Annotated in this window: 20 protein-coding genes; 2 read left to right on the top strand and 18 right to left on the bottom strand. The window is 56.9% G+C overall.

Going from position 1 to position 21,794, the window contains the following annotated elements:
• Positions 1-171: 171 nt before the first annotated feature.
• From QZ305_RS09065 to QZ305_RS09150, 18 genes are all read right to left on the bottom strand, one after another.
• Positions 172-1,122: an NAD(P)-dependent oxidoreductase gene (locus tag QZ305_RS09065; protein WP_294731444.1), complete on the bottom strand. Its 951-nt coding sequence runs from the start codon at positions 1,120-1,122 to the stop codon at positions 172-174.
• A 33-nt stretch (positions 1,123-1,155) separates the two neighbouring features.
• A complete protein-coding gene (locus QZ305_RS09070) occupies positions 1,156-2,436 on the bottom strand; it encodes a hypothetical protein (RefSeq protein WP_294731446.1) in 1,281 nt (426 codons plus the stop codon).
• Positions 2,433-3,050, bottom strand: a complete 618-nt coding sequence (locus QZ305_RS09075) for a thiamine diphosphokinase (RefSeq protein WP_294731448.1) — start codon at positions 3,048-3,050, stop codon at positions 2,433-2,435. The genes QZ305_RS09070 and QZ305_RS09075 overlap by 4 nt, the downstream gene beginning before the upstream one ends.
• On the bottom strand, positions 3,043-3,705 hold the full coding sequence (rpe, locus tag QZ305_RS09080; RefSeq protein WP_294731450.1) for a ribulose-phosphate 3-epimerase: 663 nt from the start codon (positions 3,703-3,705) through the stop codon (positions 3,043-3,045). The genes QZ305_RS09075 and rpe overlap by 8 nt, the downstream gene beginning before the upstream one ends.
• A gap of 5 nt (positions 3,706-3,710) precedes the next feature.
• Positions 3,711-4,574 carry a ribosome small subunit-dependent GTPase A gene (gene rsgA, locus QZ305_RS09085; protein WP_294731452.1) on the bottom strand — a complete coding sequence of 288 codons (864 nt, stop codon included), beginning with the start codon at positions 4,572-4,574 and terminating at the stop codon, positions 3,711-3,713.
• 75 nt (positions 4,575-4,649) lie between these two features.
• Positions 4,650-6,293, bottom strand: coding sequence for a Stk1 family PASTA domain-containing Ser/Thr kinase (gene pknB, locus QZ305_RS09090; RefSeq protein WP_294731454.1), 1,644 nt, complete (start codon positions 6,291-6,293; stop codon positions 4,650-4,652).
• Complete coding sequence (locus QZ305_RS09095; protein ID WP_294731456.1) at positions 6,287-7,075, bottom strand: Stp1/IreP family PP2C-type Ser/Thr phosphatase; 789 nt, start codon at positions 7,073-7,075, stop codon at positions 6,287-6,289. Before QZ305_RS09095 ends, pknB begins: the two co-directional genes overlap by 7 nt.
• Complete coding sequence (gene rlmN, locus QZ305_RS09100) at positions 7,072-8,115, bottom strand: 23S rRNA (adenine(2503)-C(2))-methyltransferase RlmN (protein ID WP_294731457.1); 1,044 nt, start codon at positions 8,113-8,115, stop codon at positions 7,072-7,074. Before rlmN ends, QZ305_RS09095 begins: the two co-directional genes overlap by 4 nt.
• Positions 8,116-8,502: 387 nt before the next feature.
• Positions 8,503-10,461, bottom strand: a complete 1,959-nt coding sequence (locus QZ305_RS09105; RefSeq protein WP_294731459.1) for a transcription antiterminator — start codon at positions 10,459-10,461, stop codon at positions 8,503-8,505.
• Positions 10,462-10,524: 63 nt separating this feature from the next.
• Entirely contained in the window at positions 10,525-11,220 is a 696-nt protein-coding gene (araD, locus tag QZ305_RS09110; protein WP_294731460.1) for an L-ribulose-5-phosphate 4-epimerase AraD, read from the bottom strand.
• 19 nt (positions 11,221-11,239) lie between these two features.
• Positions 11,240-11,911 carry a bifunctional 4-hydroxy-2-oxoglutarate aldolase/2-dehydro-3-deoxy-phosphogluconate aldolase gene (locus QZ305_RS09115; protein ID WP_294731461.1) on the bottom strand — a complete coding sequence of 224 codons (672 nt, stop codon included), beginning with the start codon at positions 11,909-11,911 and terminating at the stop codon, positions 11,240-11,242.
• Between the two features lie 77 nt (positions 11,912-11,988).
• Complete coding sequence (locus tag QZ305_RS09120; protein ID WP_294731463.1) at positions 11,989-13,152, bottom strand: PTS fructose transporter subunit IIC; 1,164 nt, start codon at positions 13,150-13,152, stop codon at positions 11,989-11,991.
• The gene (locus tag QZ305_RS09125) at positions 13,149-13,472 is read right to left on the bottom strand and encodes a PTS fructose transporter subunit IIB (protein ID WP_294731465.1); all 324 of its coding nucleotides are present in this window, start codon (positions 13,470-13,472) and stop codon (positions 13,149-13,151) included. Before QZ305_RS09125 ends, QZ305_RS09120 begins: the two co-directional genes overlap by 4 nt.
• Positions 13,473-13,528: 56 nt before the next feature.
• The gene (locus QZ305_RS09130) at positions 13,529-13,969 is read right to left on the bottom strand and encodes a PTS sugar transporter subunit IIA (protein ID WP_294731467.1); all 441 of its coding nucleotides are present in this window, start codon (positions 13,967-13,969) and stop codon (positions 13,529-13,531) included.
• A gap of 392 nt (positions 13,970-14,361) precedes the next feature.
• Positions 14,362-15,648, bottom strand: a complete 1,287-nt coding sequence (gene rsmB / locus QZ305_RS09135; RefSeq protein ID WP_294731468.1) for a 16S rRNA (cytosine(967)-C(5))-methyltransferase RsmB — start codon at positions 15,646-15,648, stop codon at positions 14,362-14,364.
• 24 nt (positions 15,649-15,672) lie between these two features.
• Positions 15,673-17,796, bottom strand: coding sequence for a primosomal protein N' (gene priA / locus QZ305_RS09140; RefSeq protein ID WP_294731476.1), 2,124 nt, complete (start codon positions 17,794-17,796; stop codon positions 15,673-15,675).
• Positions 17,793-18,641 (bottom strand): DUF4438 domain-containing protein, encoded by an 849-nt coding sequence (locus tag QZ305_RS09145; RefSeq protein ID WP_294731477.1) that lies wholly within the window; start codon positions 18,639-18,641, stop codon positions 17,793-17,795. The genes priA and QZ305_RS09145 overlap by 4 nt, the downstream gene beginning before the upstream one ends.
• A complete protein-coding gene (locus QZ305_RS09150) occupies positions 18,628-19,365 on the bottom strand; it encodes an RNA methyltransferase (RefSeq protein ID WP_294731469.1) in 738 nt (245 codons plus the stop codon). Before QZ305_RS09150 ends, QZ305_RS09145 begins: the two co-directional genes overlap by 14 nt.
• A gap of 216 nt (positions 19,366-19,581) precedes the next feature.
• On the opposite strand from QZ305_RS09150, the gene QZ305_RS09155 reads away from it, so the two are divergent.
• Complete coding sequence (locus tag QZ305_RS09155; protein WP_294731470.1) at positions 19,582-20,733, top strand: AI-2E family transporter; 1,152 nt, start codon at positions 19,582-19,584, stop codon at positions 20,731-20,733.
• A gap of 29 nt (positions 20,734-20,762) precedes the next feature.
• Positions 20,763-21,689, top strand: a complete 927-nt coding sequence (locus QZ305_RS09160) for a putative manganese transporter (protein ID WP_294731471.1) — start codon at positions 20,763-20,765, stop codon at positions 21,687-21,689.
• The last annotated feature ends 105 nt before the right edge of the window (positions 21,690-21,794 follow it).

Below are 21,794 nucleotides of genomic sequence, written 5' to 3' on the forward strand. Positions count from 1 at the left end.
TTCAGAAACTTTAGAGGTGCTCAGCGACCTCAACAATATTCGGATATTCTTTTTTATACCCGCTGCCCGATTTCAGTCAGGCACCAGATCAGAAAACCCTCCGCAATGTAGCAGTAAACCCCCAGGCTGTGTCCGGCCTGGGGGTTTACTATATATATCTGCAGGAGTTTTTTATGGGCGCACCTGATTCTGCCAGGTTCCGGAAAGCCATTTGTCCAGGTTGTCGAACAGGATCTGCGCCCGCTGGTCCATGGATTCCTGTGTATAGTACCCGATGTGCGGGGTCACCAGCAGATTCGGGGCTGACAGCAGCGGCATATCCGGATCCAGCGGCGGTTCTGTATCAAAGACATCCAGAGCGGCGCCGGCAATGGTTCCCTGCTCCAGAGCCTCCACCAGGGCTTCAGTATCCACCACCGGTCCTCTGGCTGTATTGATCAGCAGAGCATCCGGTTTCATCATCTGCAGTTCCCGTCGGGAAATCATATGCCGGGTGGCCTCTGTTAGCGGCGTGTGCAGACTGACGATGTCGGATTGTGTCAGCAGGTCTTCCAGATCCGCTGCTTGGATATCAAAGGCATCATCCGGCTGCGGATGCCGGCGGTATCCAATCGTGCGGGCACCGAAGGCTTTGGCCAGCCTGGCGGTACTGGAGGCAATGTGTCCCGCTCCTGCAAATCCCACGGTTTTGCCTTTCAGAAGTCTGGCCGGCCAGCCGTTTTTTGTCCCTGCTTGCCGGCAGGACCGGGAGGTCTGCGGAATGCTTCGCAGCAGGTCGATCATCAGTCCGATGCAGAGCTCTGCCACAGAGTCCGTGGCATATCCTGAGCAGTTGGAAACCTGAATGCCCTTTTCGCTGGCCTGACGGACCGGAATGTGATCGGTACCAGTAAAAGCCACATCGATGTATTTCAGCTTGTCCGCATGGCGGATGGCTTCCCATGGCAGCGGCATATTCGCTGTGAGGATCACATCAGCGTCTTTGACTTCTTCCTGCAGCTGCTGCAGGTTCTGCGTCTTTTCGAAAGCGGCGAATGTATGTCCCCGGGCTCTGAGTCTGTCTGCATAGACGTTCAGCTGTGCTTCAGAGACATCCAGGGGTTCCAGAAGAACGATGTGCATGAAATCTGTCCTCTCTTTTGTCTGTTGACTGTATCAGATGGAATCCGGCAGCGGATCCTGTCCGGTCATGGTATGAATGGTCCGGGTGATCACCGGAGAACTGGGGCGCAGATACTCTGTCTGCAGAAAATCCAGATAGGTTCCCGGAGAAATGATGCCCCGTATATTCAGAACATCTGCACCCAGGGCGCCCAGCGCCACATCCGTAAAGGCAGCGCAGTTGTCGCCAAGTGCCCAGTAGGTACGGAATTTTCCGCTTTTGAACTTGTACATTTTGGCACCGGACCGGAAGTGGAGCCGGCTGGGATAATCCATCTCGAAACGGGAAAACTGGTCATAGCCGTCTGCCCGTTCGATTCTGGTGTACCAGCGGTAGGCGTTGTCCCGCAGGGCATGGAGTTCCTTTTCCACGGCTTTTTCCTGCTCTTTGTCCAGCAGGATTCCGTATTCGAAAATCGTGTTGTTTTCCACCTGCATCATATTCGGGATGTAGTCCTCCACAGCCACATTGAAAAAGACACCATCTCCGATCGTGCCGTTGAGGCGGAAAGAATCAGAATCGTAGTTGCCGTAGGAATAGACGACCCCTTTGTAGGCAAAGGAGATGTGGCCGATTTTCTGAAACCCTTTCGGTCCCACGTGAACCATGACCTGCAGCTGGGGTACTGCGCTGGTTTTCTGTTCCCGGAGAATCACTGGTTCGCCTTTTTTCATGCTGCTGTTGATCTGCTTCAGAAACCAGTCCGGCAGAATGGCGCTCAGCGCCGGCGGCAGCATGATTCTCCTGCCCCGTTTCCACCGGTAGTTCCTGCCGCCTCCGGGCAGGGCATCCATGAAGAACCGGAAGCCCATGATCACAAAATAGATGCCGAACAGCTGCATCAGAAGCGCCGTATCCACATCCGGCGAGAACAGCAGGCTTATGCCAAGCCAGCCATATACCACGGTCAGAAACAGCAGTCCCGTCAGCCGGCTGAGAAAGCTGTCCTCCAGGTCCAGCACCAGCTGGATGCCGGTGACAATGGCGCTGCAGATCAGATATACCCCGAAAGTCACCCGGATGAACCACTCCGGAAGCGACTGCCACCGGGAGAGGATCACCACGAAAGACAGGGAGAGAAGTCCGAAGAGCAGATCGGAGATATCCTTTTTGCTGATATACTGCCACAGCTGATACAGCGTGTTGAAAAAGCACACAAACAGCGCCAGGTCCAGAATCAGATCATAGATGTTTTCCGGCAGCAGCACCAGCACAGCCCCGAGAACGCACAGGATCAGTCCGATGACCAGGTTGAACGAACGGCTGTGATTCATGGCAGATTCGACTCGGCCAGAAGAACCTTTCCGGAATGGACGACAATGGTCCCTTCCCGGTGTCCTTCGGCCACTTCGTTGGACAGGGTGTATATATCTGCCGGTGTGATGTTCCGTCTGGAAAGAGGATACTTCATGTTCTCCAGCGTGATGCAGGAAGGTTCCAGCGCGAACAGGGATATGTGTTTCCAGTCACTGCTCACGGTATGGCTGCCGGGCTGCAGCAGCCGCATCTGCTGGTGATCGTCCTGCAGGATCAGATCCGGATATGACCAGCTCAGAAGCCGGATATTGGCCAGGGTATGGTCGATCCGTCCCGAGAGGGATCCTGCCAGAATGATGGGTGCATATCCCAGACGGATCCCCTCTTCGATGGCCAGCTGAGAATCGGATTCATTCTTTTCTGCGGGAAAGGACAGAATCCTGCAGCCTACCGGCAGACTGTCCGGCTGGAGCGGCTGCTTCAGCGAATCGAAATCGCCGCAGGCAAAAACAGGTGTTATGCCTGCGGCCCCGAGAATCTCCAGACCGCCGTCCACTGCTGCATAATCCGCATCTTCCCATTGAGGCAGAGCGGTGGCAGTCGGCGTGACAAGAATCAGGGGTTTATTCATGGAGCATGGCAGTGGTTTTGCTCTCCAGATTGCCGGAGAACAGCCAGGAACCGGCAACCAGCGTGTCCACGCCTGCCTGGACAGCCTGTGGCCAGGTGTTCTCATTGATGCCGCCATCGATCTCGATGCGGTAGTCCAGATCTCTGCTGTTTCTCTGATCAGCCAGCCACCGCACTTTGTCCAGCTGATCTTCCATGAAGGACTGTCCGCCAAATCCCGGTTCCACGCTCATGACCAGAACCAGATCTGCGTGCGGCAGACAGGAGGCAAACCCTTCAATGGGAGTCCCGGGTTTCACGCTGAATCCGGCGCGCAGACCCTGACTGCGGATTTCTTCCAGCAGCGCATTCACCGCATCAGGGTTGTTGTTCAGCGCTTCTGTATGGAAAGTGATCAAATCCGCACCGGCTTTCCGGAAGGGGCCGAGCCATCTGGCGGGGTCGGTGGTCATGAGATGTACATCCAGGACACCGGAGAATTTTTTCCGCATCCCTTTCAGGATATCCGGACCGAAGGTCAGATTCGGAACGAAATGTCCGTCCATCACATCAAAGTGGAGCCAGTCAGCCTGACTGTTTTCCAGCATATCCAGGGAAGCCCCTGTATCAGAATAATCCATGGACAGCACCGAGGGTGCCACAGCCCGTTTATGCATCTCTGTTACCTCCTGTTTGTTTCTTCCTGTCTGAGATATTTGTAGTCTTCGTAGAGGGATTGCGGAATCTTGCCTTCAGAGACTGCAGCCTTCACGGCGCAGTCCGGTTCGTTGACATGCCGGCAGTCCGAAAACCGGCACTCTCCGATCCAGGGAGCAAATGCGGTGATTTTCCGGTCGAGTTCCGAAAGATCCAGCCGGGTAAAGTCCAGACTGGAAAACCCCGGCGTATCCGCCACCAGGCCGCCTGCGACTTCATGCAGTTCGCAGTGCCGTGTGGTGTGTTTGCCCCGGCCCAGCGCTTTGGAAATCTCCTGGGTGCGAAGCTGAAACGCCGGATCCAGCCGGTTCAGCAGACTGCTTTTCCCTGCTCCGGACTGACCGCAGAGCACCGAGGTCCTTCCCTTGAGAATGGAGGCCAGTTCTTCATCTCCGGAACCCGGGCAGCTTTCCAGAACCTGATACCCGCTGCGCCGGTATTCCTCCAGGAGGCTGCGGATGGATGCCAGTTCTTTGGAAGGAACCAGATCGGTCTTGGTCAGCAGAATGACCGGACGTACATTTGCCAGTTCCACCAGAAACAGAAGCCGGTCCAGCAGCCGGGGGGAAAAATCCGGATCCTTGCAGGAGGTGACCACCAGAGCCTGATCCACATTGGCGGTTCTTGGCCGCAGCAGTTCATTGGTTCTGGGCGCGATTTCTTCAATCCGCCAGGAATCCTGGACCTGGCTGACCCGGACGTGGTCCCCCACCACCGGCTTCCGGTCCCGGCGGAGTTTTCCCGCGGGGACAGCTGTGATCTGTCCCAGGGCAGTCTGTACGGTATACTGACTGGAAATGATTTTTATGACAGTTCCATCCTGCTCCATGTATTGTCCTTCCTGTCTGTTTGTGCTTCCTGATCCGGTATGCAGAACAGTGAAACAGGGGCCGGTCTTCCTGTCTCAGTAATACAGCGTGATGACACTGTCTGTACCCTCCTGTGTATAGACCGATCCCACCGGCGGATCCACCCGCACCACTGTAGTCCCCTGACCATACTGCTGCCGGGTGATCACTGCCGCTCCCTGATCGTTCAGCAGCCGCTTGGCCGCGTCCACATCCATGCCGATCAGCTCCGGCGAAATGGTGATGGACGGATATTCGCTGATCACCAGCGTCATGTGATTCTGCTCCTCCGGATCCACCCGGCTGCCCGGGATCAGCTCATTCTGTTCCAGAACGATACCCGGATTTGTATTCGGTTCTCCCCGGTAGACCACATCCAGAACCACATTCACGCCATGAGCTTCCAGGTCCTCCCGAACATCCTCCAGCGTACCGCCGGTGTAGTCAGGAATCAGAAAACTGGGTCCCTTGGACAGTGTCAGAACCAGCGGTGAATCCTGTGCCACCACCCGGCCCGCATTCACCGACTGGGAAATGACACGTCCCTTCTCCAGCGAGTCGTCCACTTTGTATTCAAATGTCACCCTGTCCGGATCGAAGCTGGCATCGGCCAGGGTGGCAAGGGCTTCATCCTGGGTCTGTCCCAAGGTGCTGGGCATGGTCTGATAACCCAGAAAGCCCGGAATCCGCAGCAGACCGGTGGCAGAACCTGCAAAAAGAACCAGCAGGAAAAGCACCACACCGGCCAGAATGCCCATACCGATGCCCTTGGCCCTGGACAGGGCTTTTTTCTTCGTCCCGGCTGGCTTTGGCCTGGGTTCATTTCTTCCCTTCAGGTCCAGCGTGACGGTCTTCAGATGTAAAGGGGCTTCCTGGGCCCTTGCGGGTGACAGACAGGTATTCAGATCCTGCACCATGTCACGGGCTGTGGCATACCGTTCCGCCGGGTCTTTGGCGGCTGCCCGGATCACAATGTTCTCCACGGCCTGCGGGATGTCCGGATTGAATTTCCGGCAGGACGGCAGTTCGCTGCGCAGGTGCTGTACCGCAATCTCCGTGGGAGAAGCTCCTTTGAAAGGAACATCTCCGGTCAGCAGTTCATAGAACACGATACCCAGAGAATAGATGTCGATTTTCGGATCCGGTTCCTTGCCCTGAGCCTGTTCCGGTGCCAGATAGTGGGCACTTCCCATGACGGCGTTGTTCCAGGTCAGCTGCACTGAATCATTGGCCACCGCAATGCCGAAATCGGTGATTTTGACCGTCCCATCATCCTTGATCAGCACATTCTGGGGCTTGATGTCCCGGTGAATGATGTGGTGTTCATGAGCATGACTCACGGCACTGGTCAGCTGCTTCATAATGGCGACAGCTTCCGGCACATCCAGAGCTCCCCGCTGGGCCACCAGCTGCTTGAGAGTTCTGCCGCGGACGAATTCCATCACAATGTAATGAAGACCGTCAGCCTCTCCCACATCGTAGATATCAATGATGTTTGGATGGGAGAGCTTGCTGGCGGCATAGGCTTCCCGCTGAAAGCGCACCAGTGTCATGGGGTCATCGGAGAGCTTCGAGCGCAGGACCTTCACCGCCACAATGCGGTTGAGGATGGTGTCGAAGGCTTTGTACACATCCGCCATGCCGCCCTGCCCGATCAGCGCAATGATGGTGTAGCGGTTCGCTACTTCTTTGATCAGCACGGAAAATCTTTCTCCCTGCGGGTTTCTTTCTCCAGCCGATGTTCAAAGACAGGCTCCTGCTCCAGCAGGATCACCGTGACATTGTCCAGGCCGCCGGCTTCATTGGCCCGTTCCACCAGAATCCGGGATTTCTGATCCGGGGTGAAAATCGGATCCTGAATCACCTTTTCGATTTCTTCCTGGGGGACATAGCCGTGCAGACCATCGCTGCATACCAGCAGCTGTTTCCAGGTGGATTCTATTTTGTCCACATCGATCCGGAACACCCGCCATACCCCAAGGGCATTTGTCAGGGTGTTTCTCTGGCTGTGGGTTCTGGCTTCTTCCGGAGTGATCCGGTTTTCCCGCACCAGCTGGGCGATGACGCTGTGGTCTTCTGTCATCTGTGTCAGTCCGTCATCATAAAAGGCATAGAGGCGGGAGTCCCCCACATTGAAAATATAGGTCCCCAGCCGGCAGATGAGAACGCCCACCGCTGTGGTGCCCATTCCCCGCACCTTTTTGCTTTTCATGGACCGGTTGTAAATCTGGTCATTGGCTTTGTGCAGGACTTCCCGCAGCCAGCTGTCCACTTCGTAATCGTGGCTGAATTCCGGACCCTTGCGGAATGCATCCCCCAGGGTCCGCACAGCAATCCGGCTGGCTTCTTCTCCGGCGGCGCTGCCGCCGATTCCGTCACAGACCACAGCCAGTGTGTCGTTGTGCCGGTTGGTCATGGTCAGGTAACTGTCTTCGTTGACGGGGCGCACTTTCCCCGGGTCGGTACGGCCTGAGATGATCATTGACCTGTTCCTTTCCTCACTTCCTTGATCCGCAGCTGCCCGCAGGCAGCATCGATGTCGCCACCGTGTTCCTTCCGGATCGTGCAGCGCACACCTTCTTTCATCAGAAGGTCATAGAATTTCATGGCTTCTTCCCGGTTCACGCTCCGGAACCCGTGTTCATCCACAGAATTGTAGGGAATGAGATTGACGTAGGCTGTCATGCCCTTCAGAAACTGCGCCAGCTGCCGGGCGTGTTCCGGTTTGTCATTCACGCCCTTGAGTAGAATGTACTCGAAGGTGAGCTTCCGGTTGTTCTCTTTGCAGTAATACTCCAGGGCTTTTTTCAGTTCCGACAGCGGATAGGCCCGGTTCACAGGCATCAGTTTGGAACGCAGTTCATCGTTGGGTGCATGCAGGGAAATGGCCAGATTGTACTGGGGATGCATGTTGGCGAATTCATAGATTTTCGGCACGATGCCGCAGGTGGAAATGGTGATGTGCCGTGCACCGATGGCCAGCCCCCGGTCATGGTTCACCGTCCGGATGAACCGGAGCACGTTGTCAAAATTGTCGAAGGGTTCGCCGGTTCCCATCACCACGATGTGAGACACCCGTTCCTCGCTGCCCAGATACTCCTGGACGGCCATGACCTGGGCCACCATTTCTCCGCTGGTCAGGTCCCGCTTCTTCTTTGTCAGTCCCGAAGCGCAGAAAGCGCAGCCCATGTTGCAGCCCACCTGGCTGCTGACACAGACAGAATTGCCATAGTCAAACCGCATCAGCACACTTTCCAGCAATGCGCCGTCTCTGGTGCGGAAGAGAAACTTGACCGTACCATCCTTCGATTCCTGTTTCCGGACCAGTTCCAGCGGAGAAAAATCATAGTTTTCCTTCAGGACTTCCCTGGTCTCTTTGGACAGGTTTGTCATATCGTCAAAACTTTTCACACGGTCCCGGTACAGCCACTGAAAAATCTGCTGTCCCCGGAATTTCTTCCAGCCATGGTCCAGGGCTGCCTGCTCCATCTGTTCATAGTCAAGATTGTAAATGCTGTTCATGACATACCTCCCGGTCCAGGAACCAGCTGTTCCGGCGCCTTTTTCAACCTGTTCATTATACCGCAGGAATCCGGTACAGAGGCAGAGATTGCAGAACAGCTGCCGGGTCTGCCTTCCTGTGCACCGATTCTGTGTTTCGCTGACTCTGCGCGGACTGTCAGAGAGACTGTACCGGTATTGTAACAATATGATAATCAGTCAACAACTGCCGATCCCCCTTCTATCCGGTTTATGTATGACGGATCCGCTGGCTTAGCCACTTACGGTACAGCAGTCGCCGGATCCTGCTTTACTGCCGCAGTAAAAAAAGCAGCAGCCGGTCTCAGTCGGGTGCTGCTGCCATGATCTGATGAATCTGCAAATCCGGCCGGAAGCGCTGCCACAGCCTCAGCGGAACAGCTCCTTGTACAGGGAAATGCTGTCCCGGCTGCTTCTGAGCAGTTTCATAAACCGGCCATCGGCCATGCAGGGGATCAGCTCCTTGTAGAAGGTTTCGATCCGGTGCCGTTCTTCCCGGGAGTTCATGTTGAAAGCCGCAAAGAAGACAACATCCACCTTCTCTTCCCCATCCCACAGCATCGGCTCTGCCAGTGTCATCAGCGCCACATGGGATTCGTTCACGAACTCCGGGTCACCATGCGGAAAGGCCACGGAACCGCCAATGGAAGTGGAAGTCAGTTTTTCCCGGTTCAGCGCCGACTGATACAGTCCGGAAGAACAGTACCCCTTTTCCTCCAGCCAGGTGGTGGCAAACTTCAGCAGCGTTTCCTTGTCGGAAAATTTCTGCTGCAGAAAAATCAGATCCGGGGAAAACAGAGAGGCGCACTCCACGGAAAAAGCCGGTGACTGGCTGGCTGCCGATTTTTCCTTCCGGCGGATCTGTGCTTTCAGTTCCGCCACGCCCTGTTCGCTGAGCAGGTTGTCAATGATGACCTCCCGGGGATCATTGCAGGAGGTGCGGGTAATGATCAGATCCGCTTCCCGGTAGTGGGGATTGTCGGTTTCATAGCGGCTGAGAATGTCAATGCGGCGGATTTCCGGAATGTACCGGATGATCCGCTGACTCACCAGTTCTCCGAAGCTTCGGGCAAAATCCGCCAGGATCACCGCATTGTATTCTGTATTCCGGCGTTCCAGTGCCGACTGAATCAGCAGCACGATATAACCCAGTTCATCATCGGTGATCTGCAGATCGAAGTATTTTTCGAACAGCATGCTGATGATCCAGTTGGCTGTATAGACCCGGCTGTATTCAGTCTTGATGTACTGCAGGAGCTCGTTGCTGCGCCGCTGGCCGTGCCGGAGGCGGAAGACTGTGGAACGCAGATGCAGAATCAGGCTGTTGCGCAGATTCTGATCGGTATCCAGTGCGCAGTCCAGAATTGCCGCCATGGAAGACAGCACTTCGTCCACAAAAGCCAGCAGGTTGGAATCGTACTCCCGGATCACGTCCCAGGTTTCCTGGATCTGATCGGGCTGACTGATCCGGACAAACCCGGCACACATGATCCGCATGGTCAGAAAACAGATCTCCTCTTCGCTGAAAACCACACCGAACATCTGTCCCGCCTCCTGACAGATGGCTTTGGCAAAGAGATAGTCATTGTAGCGTTCCAGCATCCGGGCGTCTTCCGTGCGGACAGTAACCGGATGATCCTGTCTCTGGATGGCCAGGGCCAGCACCAGCAGCACTTCCAGAAACACCTGATCGGAGAAATGCAGATGCCATTCATGTTCCTGCCGGACAATAATACGGCGCAGCCAGGCCAGATCCAGTCCCTGGAAAAACTGCCCCAGCAGCCGTTCCCGCTCCTGATCCTGCACTGTCCCCAGAAAAAACTGCGATACGGCTTTCCGGTAGTCATTTTCTTCATACTGGAGGATGTAGCCGGCGCGGCGGTCATTGAGCAGCGAGATGTTCCAGGTCTCCAGCTGCTGCCCCACGCTGTTCATCAGCCGAGTCAGAGTGGGCTGGGAGACGTAAAGCTCTTCCGCCAGTCTGCCTGGTGACAGCCCTTCCCGCTTTTTCAGGGAGAACAGCCGGAACAGCACGTGGCTTTCCCGCTGACTCAGAGGAATGACGGTTTGACTGCCGAATTCCCGCACAAAGGAACGGATATCAGCCAGATGGGGTTCATCGGATTCCAGCCAGCTGCCGACACGGGGCTTGCTGGCGATTTCTCCCCAGCCATTGACCTCCAGCAGATCGCCGGCCTGTCGGAGTCTGGTTCTGACCTGCTTGTCTGTCAGACCCAGCTGCGCCGCCAGGGCAGAGACGGTGACCGGATTCCCCGGAAGCAGGATTTCCAGCACCTGCGCTGCATCGCATTCTTCTCTTGTGCGCATAAAACCTCCTGTACTACCTGATGCTCACTGCATCCTGTATCGATCCGCAGCCGTCACCGGCCCTCATCCCTGTCCGTAGGTGGCGTGTACTCCGTGCTTTCTGTAATAATGTTCATCCAGCAGCGCCTGGCTCACCGGAACAAGATCCGGACGCAGCAGCCTGTCCATGATGGCCATCCGGGCACACTGCTCCAGAATGACCGCATTCTCCACCGCATGGGCGGCATCCGCTCCCCAGGTGAAGGGACCATGACGGCTGACCAGAATTCCCGGCACTGCCATCGGATCCAGATCCCGCTCCTGGAAGGTCTGCACAATGACGTGACCGGTTTCCCGTTCATATGCCCGGCGGATTTCCTCACCGGTGAGTTCCCGGCTGCAGGGAACAGCTCCATGGAAGGTATCGGCATGGGTGGTGCCCAGGGGTTCCAGATCCTCCCCGGTCTGGGCCTGCATGGTGGCAAAGGTGGAATGGGTGTGTACAACCGCCCCGATATCCGGCCAGGCTTTGTACAGCTCCAGGTGTGTCAGCAGATCGCTGCTGGGGCGGCGACTGCCATCCACCACGTCCCCCTCCAGATTGCAGATCACGATGTCCTCCGGCGTCATGGATTCATAGGGCATGCCACTGGGTTTGATGGCGATCACGCCGGCTTTGCGGTCAATGACCGATACATTCCCCCAGGTCAGAATCACCAGTCCGGACTCCGGCAGACGCTGGTTGGCCTGCCAGACTTCCTGCTTCAGTTTCTCGAACATAAAGAAGAAGCTGTTGTGGTCAGCTTCTTCCTCCTTTCTCGTTGTACCTGGCAGCTATTTCCACAAATCTTCTGGTCCGTTTCTCGATTTCTGCAAAATCACGGTTTTCAATCAGCTCCCGGCTGTTGACCGCCCGGCTGATGCCGGCGCCCACATACCCGATGTTCAGACAGTCTTCAAACATGGCTTCATCCATTTTGCACACCGCAAAATACGGAAGCACATTCACCACACCCATCAGCGTCTGGGCGTAATCCAGCGTGATCTCGCAGCCCGGGAACAGCTTCAGAATATCCGCGCCCCATTTCCAGGCATTCACGCACTCTGTTCCGGTAAATACACCGGGCATGTACATCATGTCCTGTTCTTTGCAAAGTTCGCAGACTTCCTTCGAGAGATTCGGAGCCACGATGTATTCCGTTCCGGCGTCAATGGCTTTCCGGGCTTCCTCTTCATCCAGAATTGTACCGGTGCCCAGGATGATTTTTCTCCCAAAACGCTCTTTCAGCAGCCCCAGGGCATGGCAGCAAGCTTCTCCGTCGGGCTGGTCATAGGTCAGCTCGATGAAACGGCCGCCGCCATTTACCACGGCCTGCACCGCTTCGATCAGCGATTCGTCATCGATGCGCTGGGTCTTGAAGATGAAAATCAGTTTCTCTTTCAGCAGTTCGTTCAGCATTTCCTGTTTCATATGTGTACCTCTTCAATCTGTTGTTTTGTCTTGTTTTGTCTTGTCGTGTTTTTTCCTGATCTGCAGGGCGGATCAGCTCATTCAAATTCAATGCTGATGTCCAGGTCATCCTCTCCCGCAGCACAGGCTGCCGCAGCCGGCTGAGCCGCAGTTTGAGCCAGGACAGGTGCCGGAGCCGGCTTTGCCTGGGTTGCAGCCGCTTCGGCTTTGCGCGGCGATGCCTCGGATTCCGGTACATTCTTGCGCACCAGCGCCAGGATCACGATCGTGGTCAGCGTTCCTGCCACCACAGACAGCACTGCGCCAGGCCAGACATTCTTCATCACCGGGAACGCGAACAGACCGCCCATCATCACCGGAGACTGTACATTGAAATACATGGCAATGGCACCAGTCACCATATTGCCGATAATCGTAGCCGGCCACACCCGCAGAGGATCAGCCAGCAGGATCGGCAGACCGCCTTCTGCAATCTGGCAGCAGCCCAGAATGATGGCGGATTTGCCCGTCGCCCGCTGTGCAGCGGTATACTTGCGCCGGCTGACGATGGTGGAAATGCCGATACCCAGTGTAGCGGTTACACCGATGCACACCTTGGCCCCTTCCGGACCCAGGATGCCGTCAGCCACCAGACCATTGACCACGGTGGTTCCAATCTTGGTCACCGGACCACCCAGGTCAACACCCATCAGTGCACCCAGCACCATGCCGAAGACAACCCGGGAACCGGACTGCATCTGCGCAAACAGCGTGGACAGATAACTCTGCAGACCACCCAGCACAGGTCCCAGAATATAATCCATGAACAGAACCGCGAAAAGACCGCCCAGTGTGGGAATGATCAGCATGGGGAGCAGCGAAGCCAGATCCTTGCTCAGAGGCAGTTTTTCCTTGATCAGCTTGCAGAAATAGCCAACGGCAAGACCGCCGACGATGCCGCCCACGAACCCGATTTTGTATTCAATGGACAGCAGCCCCACCAGGAAGCCCGGAGCCAGACCCGGCCGGTCGCAGACGGAATAGGAAATGTAGGCAGCCAGAACCGGCACCACCAGATTCATGGTCAGGGACCCGCCCTGGTACAGATAGAATGCGAAGGTACCCGCAGCTTCCGCCACATCGGCTCCTCCGAGAATCGTGCCGAAGGACTGCAGCAGACCGCCCATGCAGATGATCGGAATGAAATAGGATATGCCGGTGAGGATCGGCTGCACCAGCAGCGCTTTCAGTTTTTCTTTCATGATGCGGCTCCCTGAGCGAGTTTGTGCTCAATGGTGGTGATCAGCCGCTCCGGCTGCTTGATGGCAACAGCGGAGCTGACGCGGACAATGGGCTTGCCTTTGAAGCGTTCCTGACGGGCTACGGCGATATCCGCAGCCAGGATGATGACATCTGCAGCGGCGATGGTTTCCGGCGGCAGTTCATCTTCGATGCCGATGTTGCCCTGTGTCTCCACGTGGATCGCATGTCCGCGGTTTTCAGCCGCTTCGATCAGTTTTTCCTTGGCAATGTAGGTATGTGCCACACCGATGGTGCAGGCAGTGATAGCAGCGATATTCATGATGTACTCCTGTGTTGTTTGCAATGTTTCATTTCAGTTGACGGCCTGCCGGCAGATCAGAGGATCTGATACAGCTCGTCTTTGGTCCGGATGTCATTGAGGGCCTGTCTGGTCTCTTTCCGGACCAGCTGCATGGCCAGTTCTGACAGCATTCTGATGTGGATCTTGTCCCCGGTTTCGGGAATCGCCAGCAGGAATATATGCCGGACAGGGCCTCCGTCCATGGACTCCCAGGCAATGGCTTCCGGAAGTCTCACATAGGCAATGGCAGCCTGGCGTACACTGGCGTCGATGCCATGGGGAATGGCTATGCCGTCCTCCAGTCCGGTCTCAGAAAGGGTTTCCCGGTATTCCACCGCCTTCCTGAACTGATCCCGGTCAGCCACGATTCCAGCCTCTTCCAGTTCGCCGGACAGAGCCCGGAACACTTCGTCCTTGGTTTTCAGCGGTGCATCCATCAGGATGCAGGATTCTTTCAGCAGATCTTTCAGCTCCATGGTTTCACCTCCTTGCTGTTCGGTTAAGCGCTTTCCTTTGACACTCTCAGTATAAAAAGAATGCAGCCGGGCCGATTTCGTGATTGGGCAAAATAAAAATCCCCCGGGCAGAATGCCAATCGGAGGCAGAACAGTCAGGATCCAGCTGTGAAAAGACAGATCAAAAGGGCGGATTGAAATCTGCCCGCCGCAGACAGACGGCGGATTCAGCCTCCGGAAGTCCGCCTTCCTTACAACCGGCCCTTCCCCGCCGCCGATGGCTGGCCCCGGGCATCCGGGGATCGAATCCGGAACGAAAAAACCGGCAGATGCGGTATTGTGCACGCATCTGCCGGTGGTATGGAATATGACTGGCATCAGGCCACCCCAGGGGGCAGTTTCTGCCGGCAGGATCAGTTCGCCGGATCTGTCCGGTTCTCTTCTGCCTGCCTGTTTTCATCCGCCGGTTTCCGGCTGAGTCTTGCCATGTAGAAGCCATTGCGGGTCTCATCCGGGAACACCGTTTTCTGATCTTCCAGCTGCCAGTCAGGATGAGCTTTCAGGAACTTCTCCACCTGCTTCTCGTTTTCCTTCCGGTCCAGGGTGCAGGTGGAGTAGACCAGCTTGCCGTCGTCCTTCATGTGGCGGCTGGCTTCCTCCAGAATCTCTGCCTGCAGCGGCAGCAGCGCGTCCAGATCTTCGGATTTCAGCTTCAGCTTGATGTCCGGTTTCCGGGCCAGCACACCATATCCGGTACAGGGCACATCGCACAGTACCCGGTCATACCGACCGGCATCTTCCAGGCTGCGGGCATCCCGGACGCTGGCCTGCACATTTTTCAGATGCAGCCGTCTGGCATCCGTTTCAATCAGAGCCACCCGGTGTTCATGGATATCCGAAGCATCCACCCGGCCTGCTGGATCCCGTTCGGCAATGGCAAAGGATTTGGTTCCCGGCGCTGCGCAGACATCCAGAACGGAATCCCCGTCCAGGACATCCAGGAACTGAACGATGTCAAAGGAACCCGGATCCTGCACACTCATTTTTCCCTGACGGTAGAAGGGGTGCCGGGCAGCACTGCTGCCGGTGAACCGGCCCATATCCTGGCTGTACCGTTCGATATGCGGATCGGCGAAGAACTCCTCTTCGGAAATCCGCCGGGGGTTGCGGCGTACATACACCGGCAGCACGGCATTGGAGGTCTTCGCCATCTGTTCGGTTTTCTCCAGTCCGTAATGATTTTCCCAGAGCCGGATCAGCCACAGAGGAATGGAATACCGCACAGAGAGTTTTTCCAGCGTGTCAGCCGGCAGTTTGACTTTGTCCCGCAGAATGCTGCGCAGCACGCCGTTCACATAGCCGGATGCCTTGCCAAAGCGCTTGTGCGCCAGTTTCACCGCCGCATCCACCGCCGCGTAGTCGGGGATTTTTTTCAGGAAAATGATCTGATAGACCGTCATGGCCAGCAGAACGCGGATTTTCGGATCCGGCGTGCGGTCTGTGTGTTTGGAGATCACATACTGACACAGGCCCCAGTTCTGTATGGTGCCGTAAAAAATCCGGGTGGCCAGCGCCCGCTGGTTCTCCGGCAGTTCATCCAGATGATCTTTCAGATACAGATTCGAATACGTGCCCCGGAGGATCACGGCGCACAGTGCGTCGTAGATCCAGGCTCTCGTATCCATGGGTTTGTTTTCCATTGGGTTTCCTTCTTTCCGAAGACCTCAGTCTTCCAGCCGCAGCGGATGCATGGTCACATCCAGCTTCACGGCACCATGATCCAGCTCGTGGACCATCTGCCATACCGCCTGGCAGAGCCGGGCGGGATCCCTGTCCCTGATCAGCAGCCGCACCCGGTGTTTCTGGCGGCGCATGGAAATCGTGACAGGTCCCAGCACCCGCTGCCCACGGAACATGGCCGCTGCCTGCTGCGCTTTGTCCATGGCTTTTTCCGGTTTTTCGTGAGAAAACACCACCATGGCCATATAGGTGTATGGCGGGTAGTTTCCCAGGTGCCGGTACTGCATTTCCTGCCGGAAAAACCCCTGGTAGTCGTGGTTCTTCACAGCCTGCAGTACATAATGCGCCGGATCAAAGGTCTGAATCAGCACTTCTCCCGGGCGTTTGCCGCGGCCCGACCGGCCGGAGGCCTGTTCCAGCATTTCATAGGCGGTTTCCGCAGCCCGGTAATCGGTGCGGATCAGGGCATTGTCTGCCTGCAGCACCCCCACCAGCGTCACATTCGGGAAATCCAGACCCTTGGCCACCATCTGGGTGCCCACCAGAATGTCCGCTCCCTGTCCGAATTCATCCAGCAGCGCCTTGTGGGCGCCTTTTTTGCGGGTGCTGTCTGCATCCATGCGGACAATGCGGGCCTGCGGGAACAGCTGCTGCAGCGTTTCCTCCAGCTTTTCCGTACCCATGCCCACCATGGCGGCATGCGGCGAACCGCAGGCAGGACACACCGGATCGTACCGGAAGCTCCGTTCGCAGCTGTGACACACCAGCCGGTTTTCCTTCTTATGATACGACAGGGCGATCCCGCAGTCCGGGCAGATGCGCACATCCTGACAGTCGGCACAGCGCACCACTGGCAGATAGCCCCGGCGGTTCAGCAGGAGAATCGTCTGTTCCTGTTTCTCAAGCCGGGACTGTATGGCATCCAGCAGCTTCCGGGAAAACCCCGCTGTCACCGGTTCGGTTCGCATGTCCACCAGCTGAATCTCCGGCATCCGTTTGTGAATCCGTTCCGGCAGTTCCACCAGTTCATAGACATGCTTCAGCGTCCTGGCGTAGGACTCCAGACTCGGGGTGGCACTGGCCAGAACCGCCTTGCAGCCATGATGTGCCGCCCGGTGGAGCACCACATCCCGGGTATGATACCGGGGCATGGAATCCTGCTTGTAGGAAGCGTCATGTTCTTCGTCCATCAGAATCAGTCCCAGATTCGAAAAGGGCATGAAGCAGGCGGACCGGGTTCCCACCACGATCTTCACTTTCCCTTCCCGGACCCGCTGATACTGGGCATACTTTTCCTGCGGGGACAAATAGGAATGATACACCGCGATCTGATCCTGAAACCGGGCCATGACCCGTTCTGTCATCATCGGGGTCAGGCCGATCTCCGGGACGAGAAACAGCACCTGGCGTCCCTGATCCAGGGCATCCTGGGCCAGCCGGAGAAACACCTCGGTCTTTCCGGACCCGGTGACGCCGTGAAGCAGAAACATGCCGGCATCCGACTGCTGGATGCGGTCAATGGCCTGCTTCTGGAAAGGCTGCAGCTCCGGCGGGCTGTCCGGTTCCGGTATGTGGACCACATCCCGGTCCTTTGGCTGCTGCCGCAGAGTCAGATACCCTTTCTCCAGCAGCGACCGGGTCATGGACACCGACTGCTTCCGGGCTTTTGCCGCCTGGATGGGCAGGGTCAGAGACCGCAGAAATGTGTCCTGCTTCCTGGTGAGCGCTGCATCTGTTTCCGGCGTTCCCGGATACAGCCAGTCTTCCAGGACGACCTTCTGCTTGCCGCTGGCAGGCCGCATGGCTGGCGGGAGCATGGTCTTCAGCACGGAAATCACCGATGCGCAGCACTGATCCGCCAGCCAGCCGGCCAGTTCGAACAGCTCCTCATTGAGCAGCGGTGTTTCATCCACCACCCGGACAACCGGCAGAATCTTCCGGTCTGTATCCGGATGATCTGTCACAGAGGCCACAAACCCGGTCAGTTCTCTGGGACCGAAGGGCACAATGACCCGGCAGCCCGGTTCCACCGGTTTGTCACAGCTGTAGGTGAACAGCTGATTCAGACTCAGTGCCGAATGTTCCACATAGACTTTGACATAGTTCATCGGCAAAGCCAGGTTTTCAGATTCGCATCCGGATCCAGATGCCAGCCGAGTCCTTTCTGCGCTGTGGCCAGACCCGTGATCCCCGGACCATGACCACTGGTGAAGGAATCCGAATGCACAATCACCCCGATGGTCACCGCCCCCTGCTTGTAGTGGGGACCATAGGCGGCGTAGTGGTCCTGAATGGCCACGATGTCGCCGAAGCGCAGTTTGTCCAGACCCAGCCGTTTCACTTCCTGGCGGTCCTGGGTCATGATGTCATAATCCCCTTCCATCAGCGTCTGTTCCCCCAGACCGGCACCCATCATGTAGGCAGGAATCACGGCGGCTACGGGAAAGGACAGTCCGTTTTCCGTTTCCTGCAGCGGCATTTTTTCCAGCAGTGCCGGATCCAGGTTCATGACAAAGACATCCGGATGATCCGTCAGCTTCAGTCCCTGGCCCCGCGCCCGGATCAGGAACGTTTCATTGCCTTCCATTCCCTCCAGCACATCCCCGGGCAGCCACACCATCGTATGCTCCACACCGCCATGGGTGCCGGTAACATAGCCGGTGGCTCCCTTCATGGGGCCGGAAATGATTTTTGCCGGATTGCCGACACAGGCCAGGGTTTCCAGAGCATGGTTGCGGCTGTCATCGGGATTTCTCAGGGACACCCCCGGTTCCACATGGTCTCCGGCCACCTGCATGCAGTTGTCGCCAATGGCATGGGAGTAGGTGATGCCGCCGGTTCCCACACAGCGGCGGCCTTTTCCGTCATACCCGGTGTAGAACCCCCGCATCCGGGGATGATCCACCGAACCGTTCACGGCGATTTCCACCAGTTCCTGTTCATTTGTTCTCAGTTTCATACATCTCTCCTGCATAGGCAAAAGCAAAGACAGCCGCGGCACTGGGGGTATCCAGGGCGGCTTTCATATCCGAGCGGTACGGAATGAAAAGATTCTGGGCAGCGGCATCCGTCACGGAGCGGGACAGACCCCGCAGCGCCCCGCCGATACACAGACAGAAAGACGCCGGCCAGTCATATCCGAAAAGCGGCCGGGCATCTTTCCGTTCCGCGCACAGGATCGGCCGGTTCAGCTGCTGCAACACCTGCACAAGCTGCTCAGGGCGATCCACTGCCGCCAGGGGCAGTCTGGCAAAACAGCCGGCACTGGCCCGCATGATCACCGGCTGGACTGCATCCCAGCTGCGGCGGGGCAGAATCAGCAGCCCGCAGCCCGCGGCATACAGTGTCCGGCAGACACTGCCCAGATTGTGCGGATCTTCCACCCCTTCCACAAAACAGACAAATCCCGCCGGGACAGCAGTCTGATCCAGATCCGGGATCAGCAGAGGCTCTGTCTCCAGCACCATTCCCCCGTGACTGCGGGAATCCGTCAGTTCATCCAGTTTCTGCCGGGCACAGGGCACCACGGCAATGCCTGCCTCTCTGGCCCGGCGGATGATCCAGGAAAAATCCCGGGTGCGCTTCTTTTCATCCACATACAGGATCCGGGCACTGGCCGGATGGGTTTCAATCATCGCTTTGCAGGAAAGCGTTCCTTCCAGATACATTGTGTTCATGTTCCTCATTATAACACCCATGCAGAAACACCCGTGCAGTCTCCTGCAGACCAGCAGCCGGTTTGCGCAGACAGCCGCGCCTGCCAGCCTGAACATCCGGACAGCCGACATTGTTTTGTCTCGTCTGTCAGCCGGAATTCTGAGGTTTTTCCAAAGATGCACCGGGTGGTTGGACTCTGAATGAGCCTTGCGGTATCGTCTTGGAAGGAGGCACCTATGAAAGTTGAAATCAACCGGGACATGCGCCGGAAGATCATTATTTATTCCTGTTCCCTGGCCATCGCCATCATCCTGTTCACGCTCATCAACCACCTGGAAGACGTGATGTCCTTCATCGGCAGGGGGCTGTCGATCCTGGGACCGTTTCTGTTCGGCATTGCCATTGCCTTTCTCATGAACAAGCCCATGGAATGGGTGGAAAAGCAGTTCCGGACCCGCACCAGCCTGAAACCCGGCAAGTGCCGCCTGCTGGCAGTGCTCACCGTGTTCCTGCTGCTGATCCTGTTCGTGTTCCTGAGCTTCGCCGTGGTGATCCCCAGTCTGCTGGACTCCATCCGTCAGTTCATGCATTCCCTCACCGACTACTCCGAAACCCTGGGACAGTATCTGAATTCCCTGGCAGACATGCTGGGACTCAGCGCAAAACAGTCGGAAACGCTCATCAGCCAGCTGGATCTCTTCCCCTCCATCTCCCGGGCCGTGCAGCAGTATCTGCCCCGCCTGGCGGACATGGGCATGGATCTGGTGAAGTTTCTCATGAATGTCCTCATTTCGCTGGCCGCGGCTGTCTACATCCTGCTGGACAAGGAGAAGCTGCTCATGGGCATCCGGAAACTGAACTACTCACTGTTCAGCACCGATGCCGCCAATTATCTCTCCCTGTACTCCCGGGACGTGCAGCATGTCTTTGAGCAGTACATCGTGGGCAACCTCATCGACTCTTTCATCGTGGGGGTCATCACCTACATCGGCTGTCTGCTCATGGGCTTTCCCTACGCACCGATGTTTGCCTTCGTGGTGGGCATCACCAATGTGATCCCGGTCTTCGGTCCTTTCCTGGGCGCGATCCCGGTGATCATCATCCTGCTGCTGATCAAGCCCTGGTATGCGCTGCTGTTCGCGGTGTTCATCCTCGTGCTGCAGCAGGTGGACGGCAATGTCCTCAAGCCCATCATCCTCGGTGACAAGCTGGGCATCTCCGGTTTCTGGATCCTGTTCTCGGTCTCTGTGGGCGGCGCCCTTTTCGGCATTCTGGGCATGTTCCTGGGTGTGCCGGTCTTCGCGCTGATCTACGCCGGGATCCGGGATCTGGCAGAAATGCGCCTGCGGGAGAAAAACATCCATCTGGAGGAAAAAACGGGCAACTGACCCGTTTTTTTGTGGTATCATCCACTACTATGAAAAGCAGCGGCCTGCTGGACAGGCCCCGGAACGGAGGGATCAAATTGGATTTTGTCTTTGAAATACTGGAGCATTCCCTGGAAGATACCTGGACCATGATTCCCCTGCTGCTGGCAGCGTATCTGGTCATCGAATGGTTTGAACGGCGTCCGCAGGACGACAGTCCCATGTTCTTCGCCCTGCAGAAATACGGCCCGCTGGTGGGCGCACTCATCGGGCTGATTCCTCAGTGCGGCTTCTCTGTGCTGGCGGGCATGCTCTTTGTCCAGGGCAACATCACCCTGGGCACCATGATCGCGGTCTTTGTCGCCACCAGCGACGAAGCCATCCCGATCCTGCTCTCCCACCCGGATCTCTACGGATCCCTGGTGCTGATCCTGATCCTGAAATTCTTCATTGCGGTTCTGGCAGGTTATGTGACAGACCGGCTGTTCCCTGTGAAGATCCAGCGGTTTGAAGACATGCCCGAGGAAGAGGAAGACACGGAAATCTCCGAAGACACCGAAGTATCCGGTGCCTGCCCCTGCTGCTACCCCGACCGGCCCATGTGGCAGAGCGCCCTGCTGCGGACGCTGAAAATCTACGCCTGGGTCTTTGGCGTCACGGTGATCTTCACTGCTCTGGTTCACGGCATCGGCGAAGATACCCTGGGGCAGTTCCTCCTGTCAGGCACCTGGTTCCAGCCTGTTCTTGCGGCTGTTTTCGGCTTCATCCCCAACTGCGCCGCCACAGTGGTGCTCACCGAGCTCTACGAATTCGGCACCCTGAGCTTCGGCAGTCTGTTTGCGGGTCTTGTCACCAACGCCGGTCTCGGACCGCTGGTGCTGATCCAGTATCATGCCCCGAAACAGACCATTCTGCGGGTGTTTCTGATCCTGCTGCTCACCGGCGCTGCCACAGGCATGGTGCTGCAGCTGCTGTGACTGTTTCCTGAACCGGTCGGGATCCCGAGCAATCCTCACCGGTTTTTTTCGTCTGCCGACAAAGCCGGGGCATGATGCAGCGGGTGAGATACGCGTACACCTGAC

The sequence above is a fragment of the uncultured Faecalibaculum sp. genome (genome assembly GCF_910588395.1).
Classification (GTDB): domain Bacteria; phylum Bacillota_I; class Bacilli_A; order Erysipelotrichales; family Erysipelotrichaceae; genus Faecalibaculum.

Coding starts and splice junctions, on each gene's coding strand:
- QZ305_RS09115 (WP_294731461.1), bottom strand. CDS start 11,911: ATGAAACAGGAAATGCTGAACGAACTGCTGAAAGAGAAACTGATTTTC.
- priA (WP_294731476.1), bottom strand. CDS start 17,796: ATGAACTATGTCAAAGTCTATGTGGAACATTCGGCACTGAGTCTGAAT.
- QZ305_RS09065 (WP_294731444.1), bottom strand. CDS start 1,122: ATGCACATCGTTCTTCTGGAACCCCTGGATGTCTCTGAAGCACAGCTG.
- QZ305_RS09160 (WP_294731471.1), top strand. CDS start 20,763: ATGAAAAGCAGCGGCCTGCTGGACAGGCCCCGGAACGGAGGGATCAAA.
- rsmB (WP_294731468.1), bottom strand. CDS start 15,648: ATGGAAAACAAACCCATGGATACGAGAGCCTGGATCTACGACGCACTG.
- rsgA (WP_294731452.1), bottom strand. CDS start 4,574: ATGGAGCAGGATGGAACTGTCATAAAAATCATTTCCAGTCAGTATACC.
- rlmN (WP_294731457.1), bottom strand. CDS start 8,115: ATGAACAGCATTTACAATCTTGACTATGAACAGATGGAGCAGGCAGCC.
- QZ305_RS09150 (WP_294731469.1), bottom strand. CDS start 19,365: ATGAACACAATGTATCTGGAAGGAACGCTTTCCTGCAAAGCGATGATT.
- QZ305_RS09095 (WP_294731456.1), bottom strand. CDS start 7,075: ATGATCATCTCAGGCCGTACCGACCCGGGGAAAGTGCGCCCCGTCAAC.
- QZ305_RS09070 (WP_294731446.1), bottom strand. CDS start 2,436: ATGAATCACAGCCGTTCGTTCAACCTGGTCATCGGACTGATCCTGTGC.
- QZ305_RS09075 (WP_294731448.1), bottom strand. CDS start 3,050: ATGAATAAACCCCTGATTCTTGTCACGCCGACTGCCACCGCTCTGCCT.
- QZ305_RS09105 (WP_294731459.1), bottom strand. CDS start 10,461: ATGCGCACAAGAGAAGAATGCGATGCAGCGCAGGTGCTGGAAATCCTG.
- QZ305_RS09120 (WP_294731463.1), bottom strand. CDS start 13,152: ATGAAAGAAAAACTGAAAGCGCTGCTGGTGCAGCCGATCCTCACCGGC.
- QZ305_RS09125 (WP_294731465.1), bottom strand. CDS start 13,472: ATGAATATCGCTGCTATCACTGCCTGCACCATCGGTGTGGCACATACC.
- araD (WP_294731460.1), bottom strand. CDS start 11,220: ATGTTCGAGAAACTGAAGCAGGAAGTCTGGCAGGCCAACCAGCGTCTG.
- QZ305_RS09130 (WP_294731467.1), bottom strand. CDS start 13,969: ATGGAGCTGAAAGATCTGCTGAAAGAATCCTGCATCCTGATGGATGCA.
- QZ305_RS09155 (WP_294731470.1), top strand. CDS start 19,582: ATGAAAGTTGAAATCAACCGGGACATGCGCCGGAAGATCATTATTTAT.
- rpe (WP_294731450.1), bottom strand. CDS start 3,705: ATGCATAAACGGGCTGTGGCACCCTCGGTGCTGTCCATGGATTATTCT.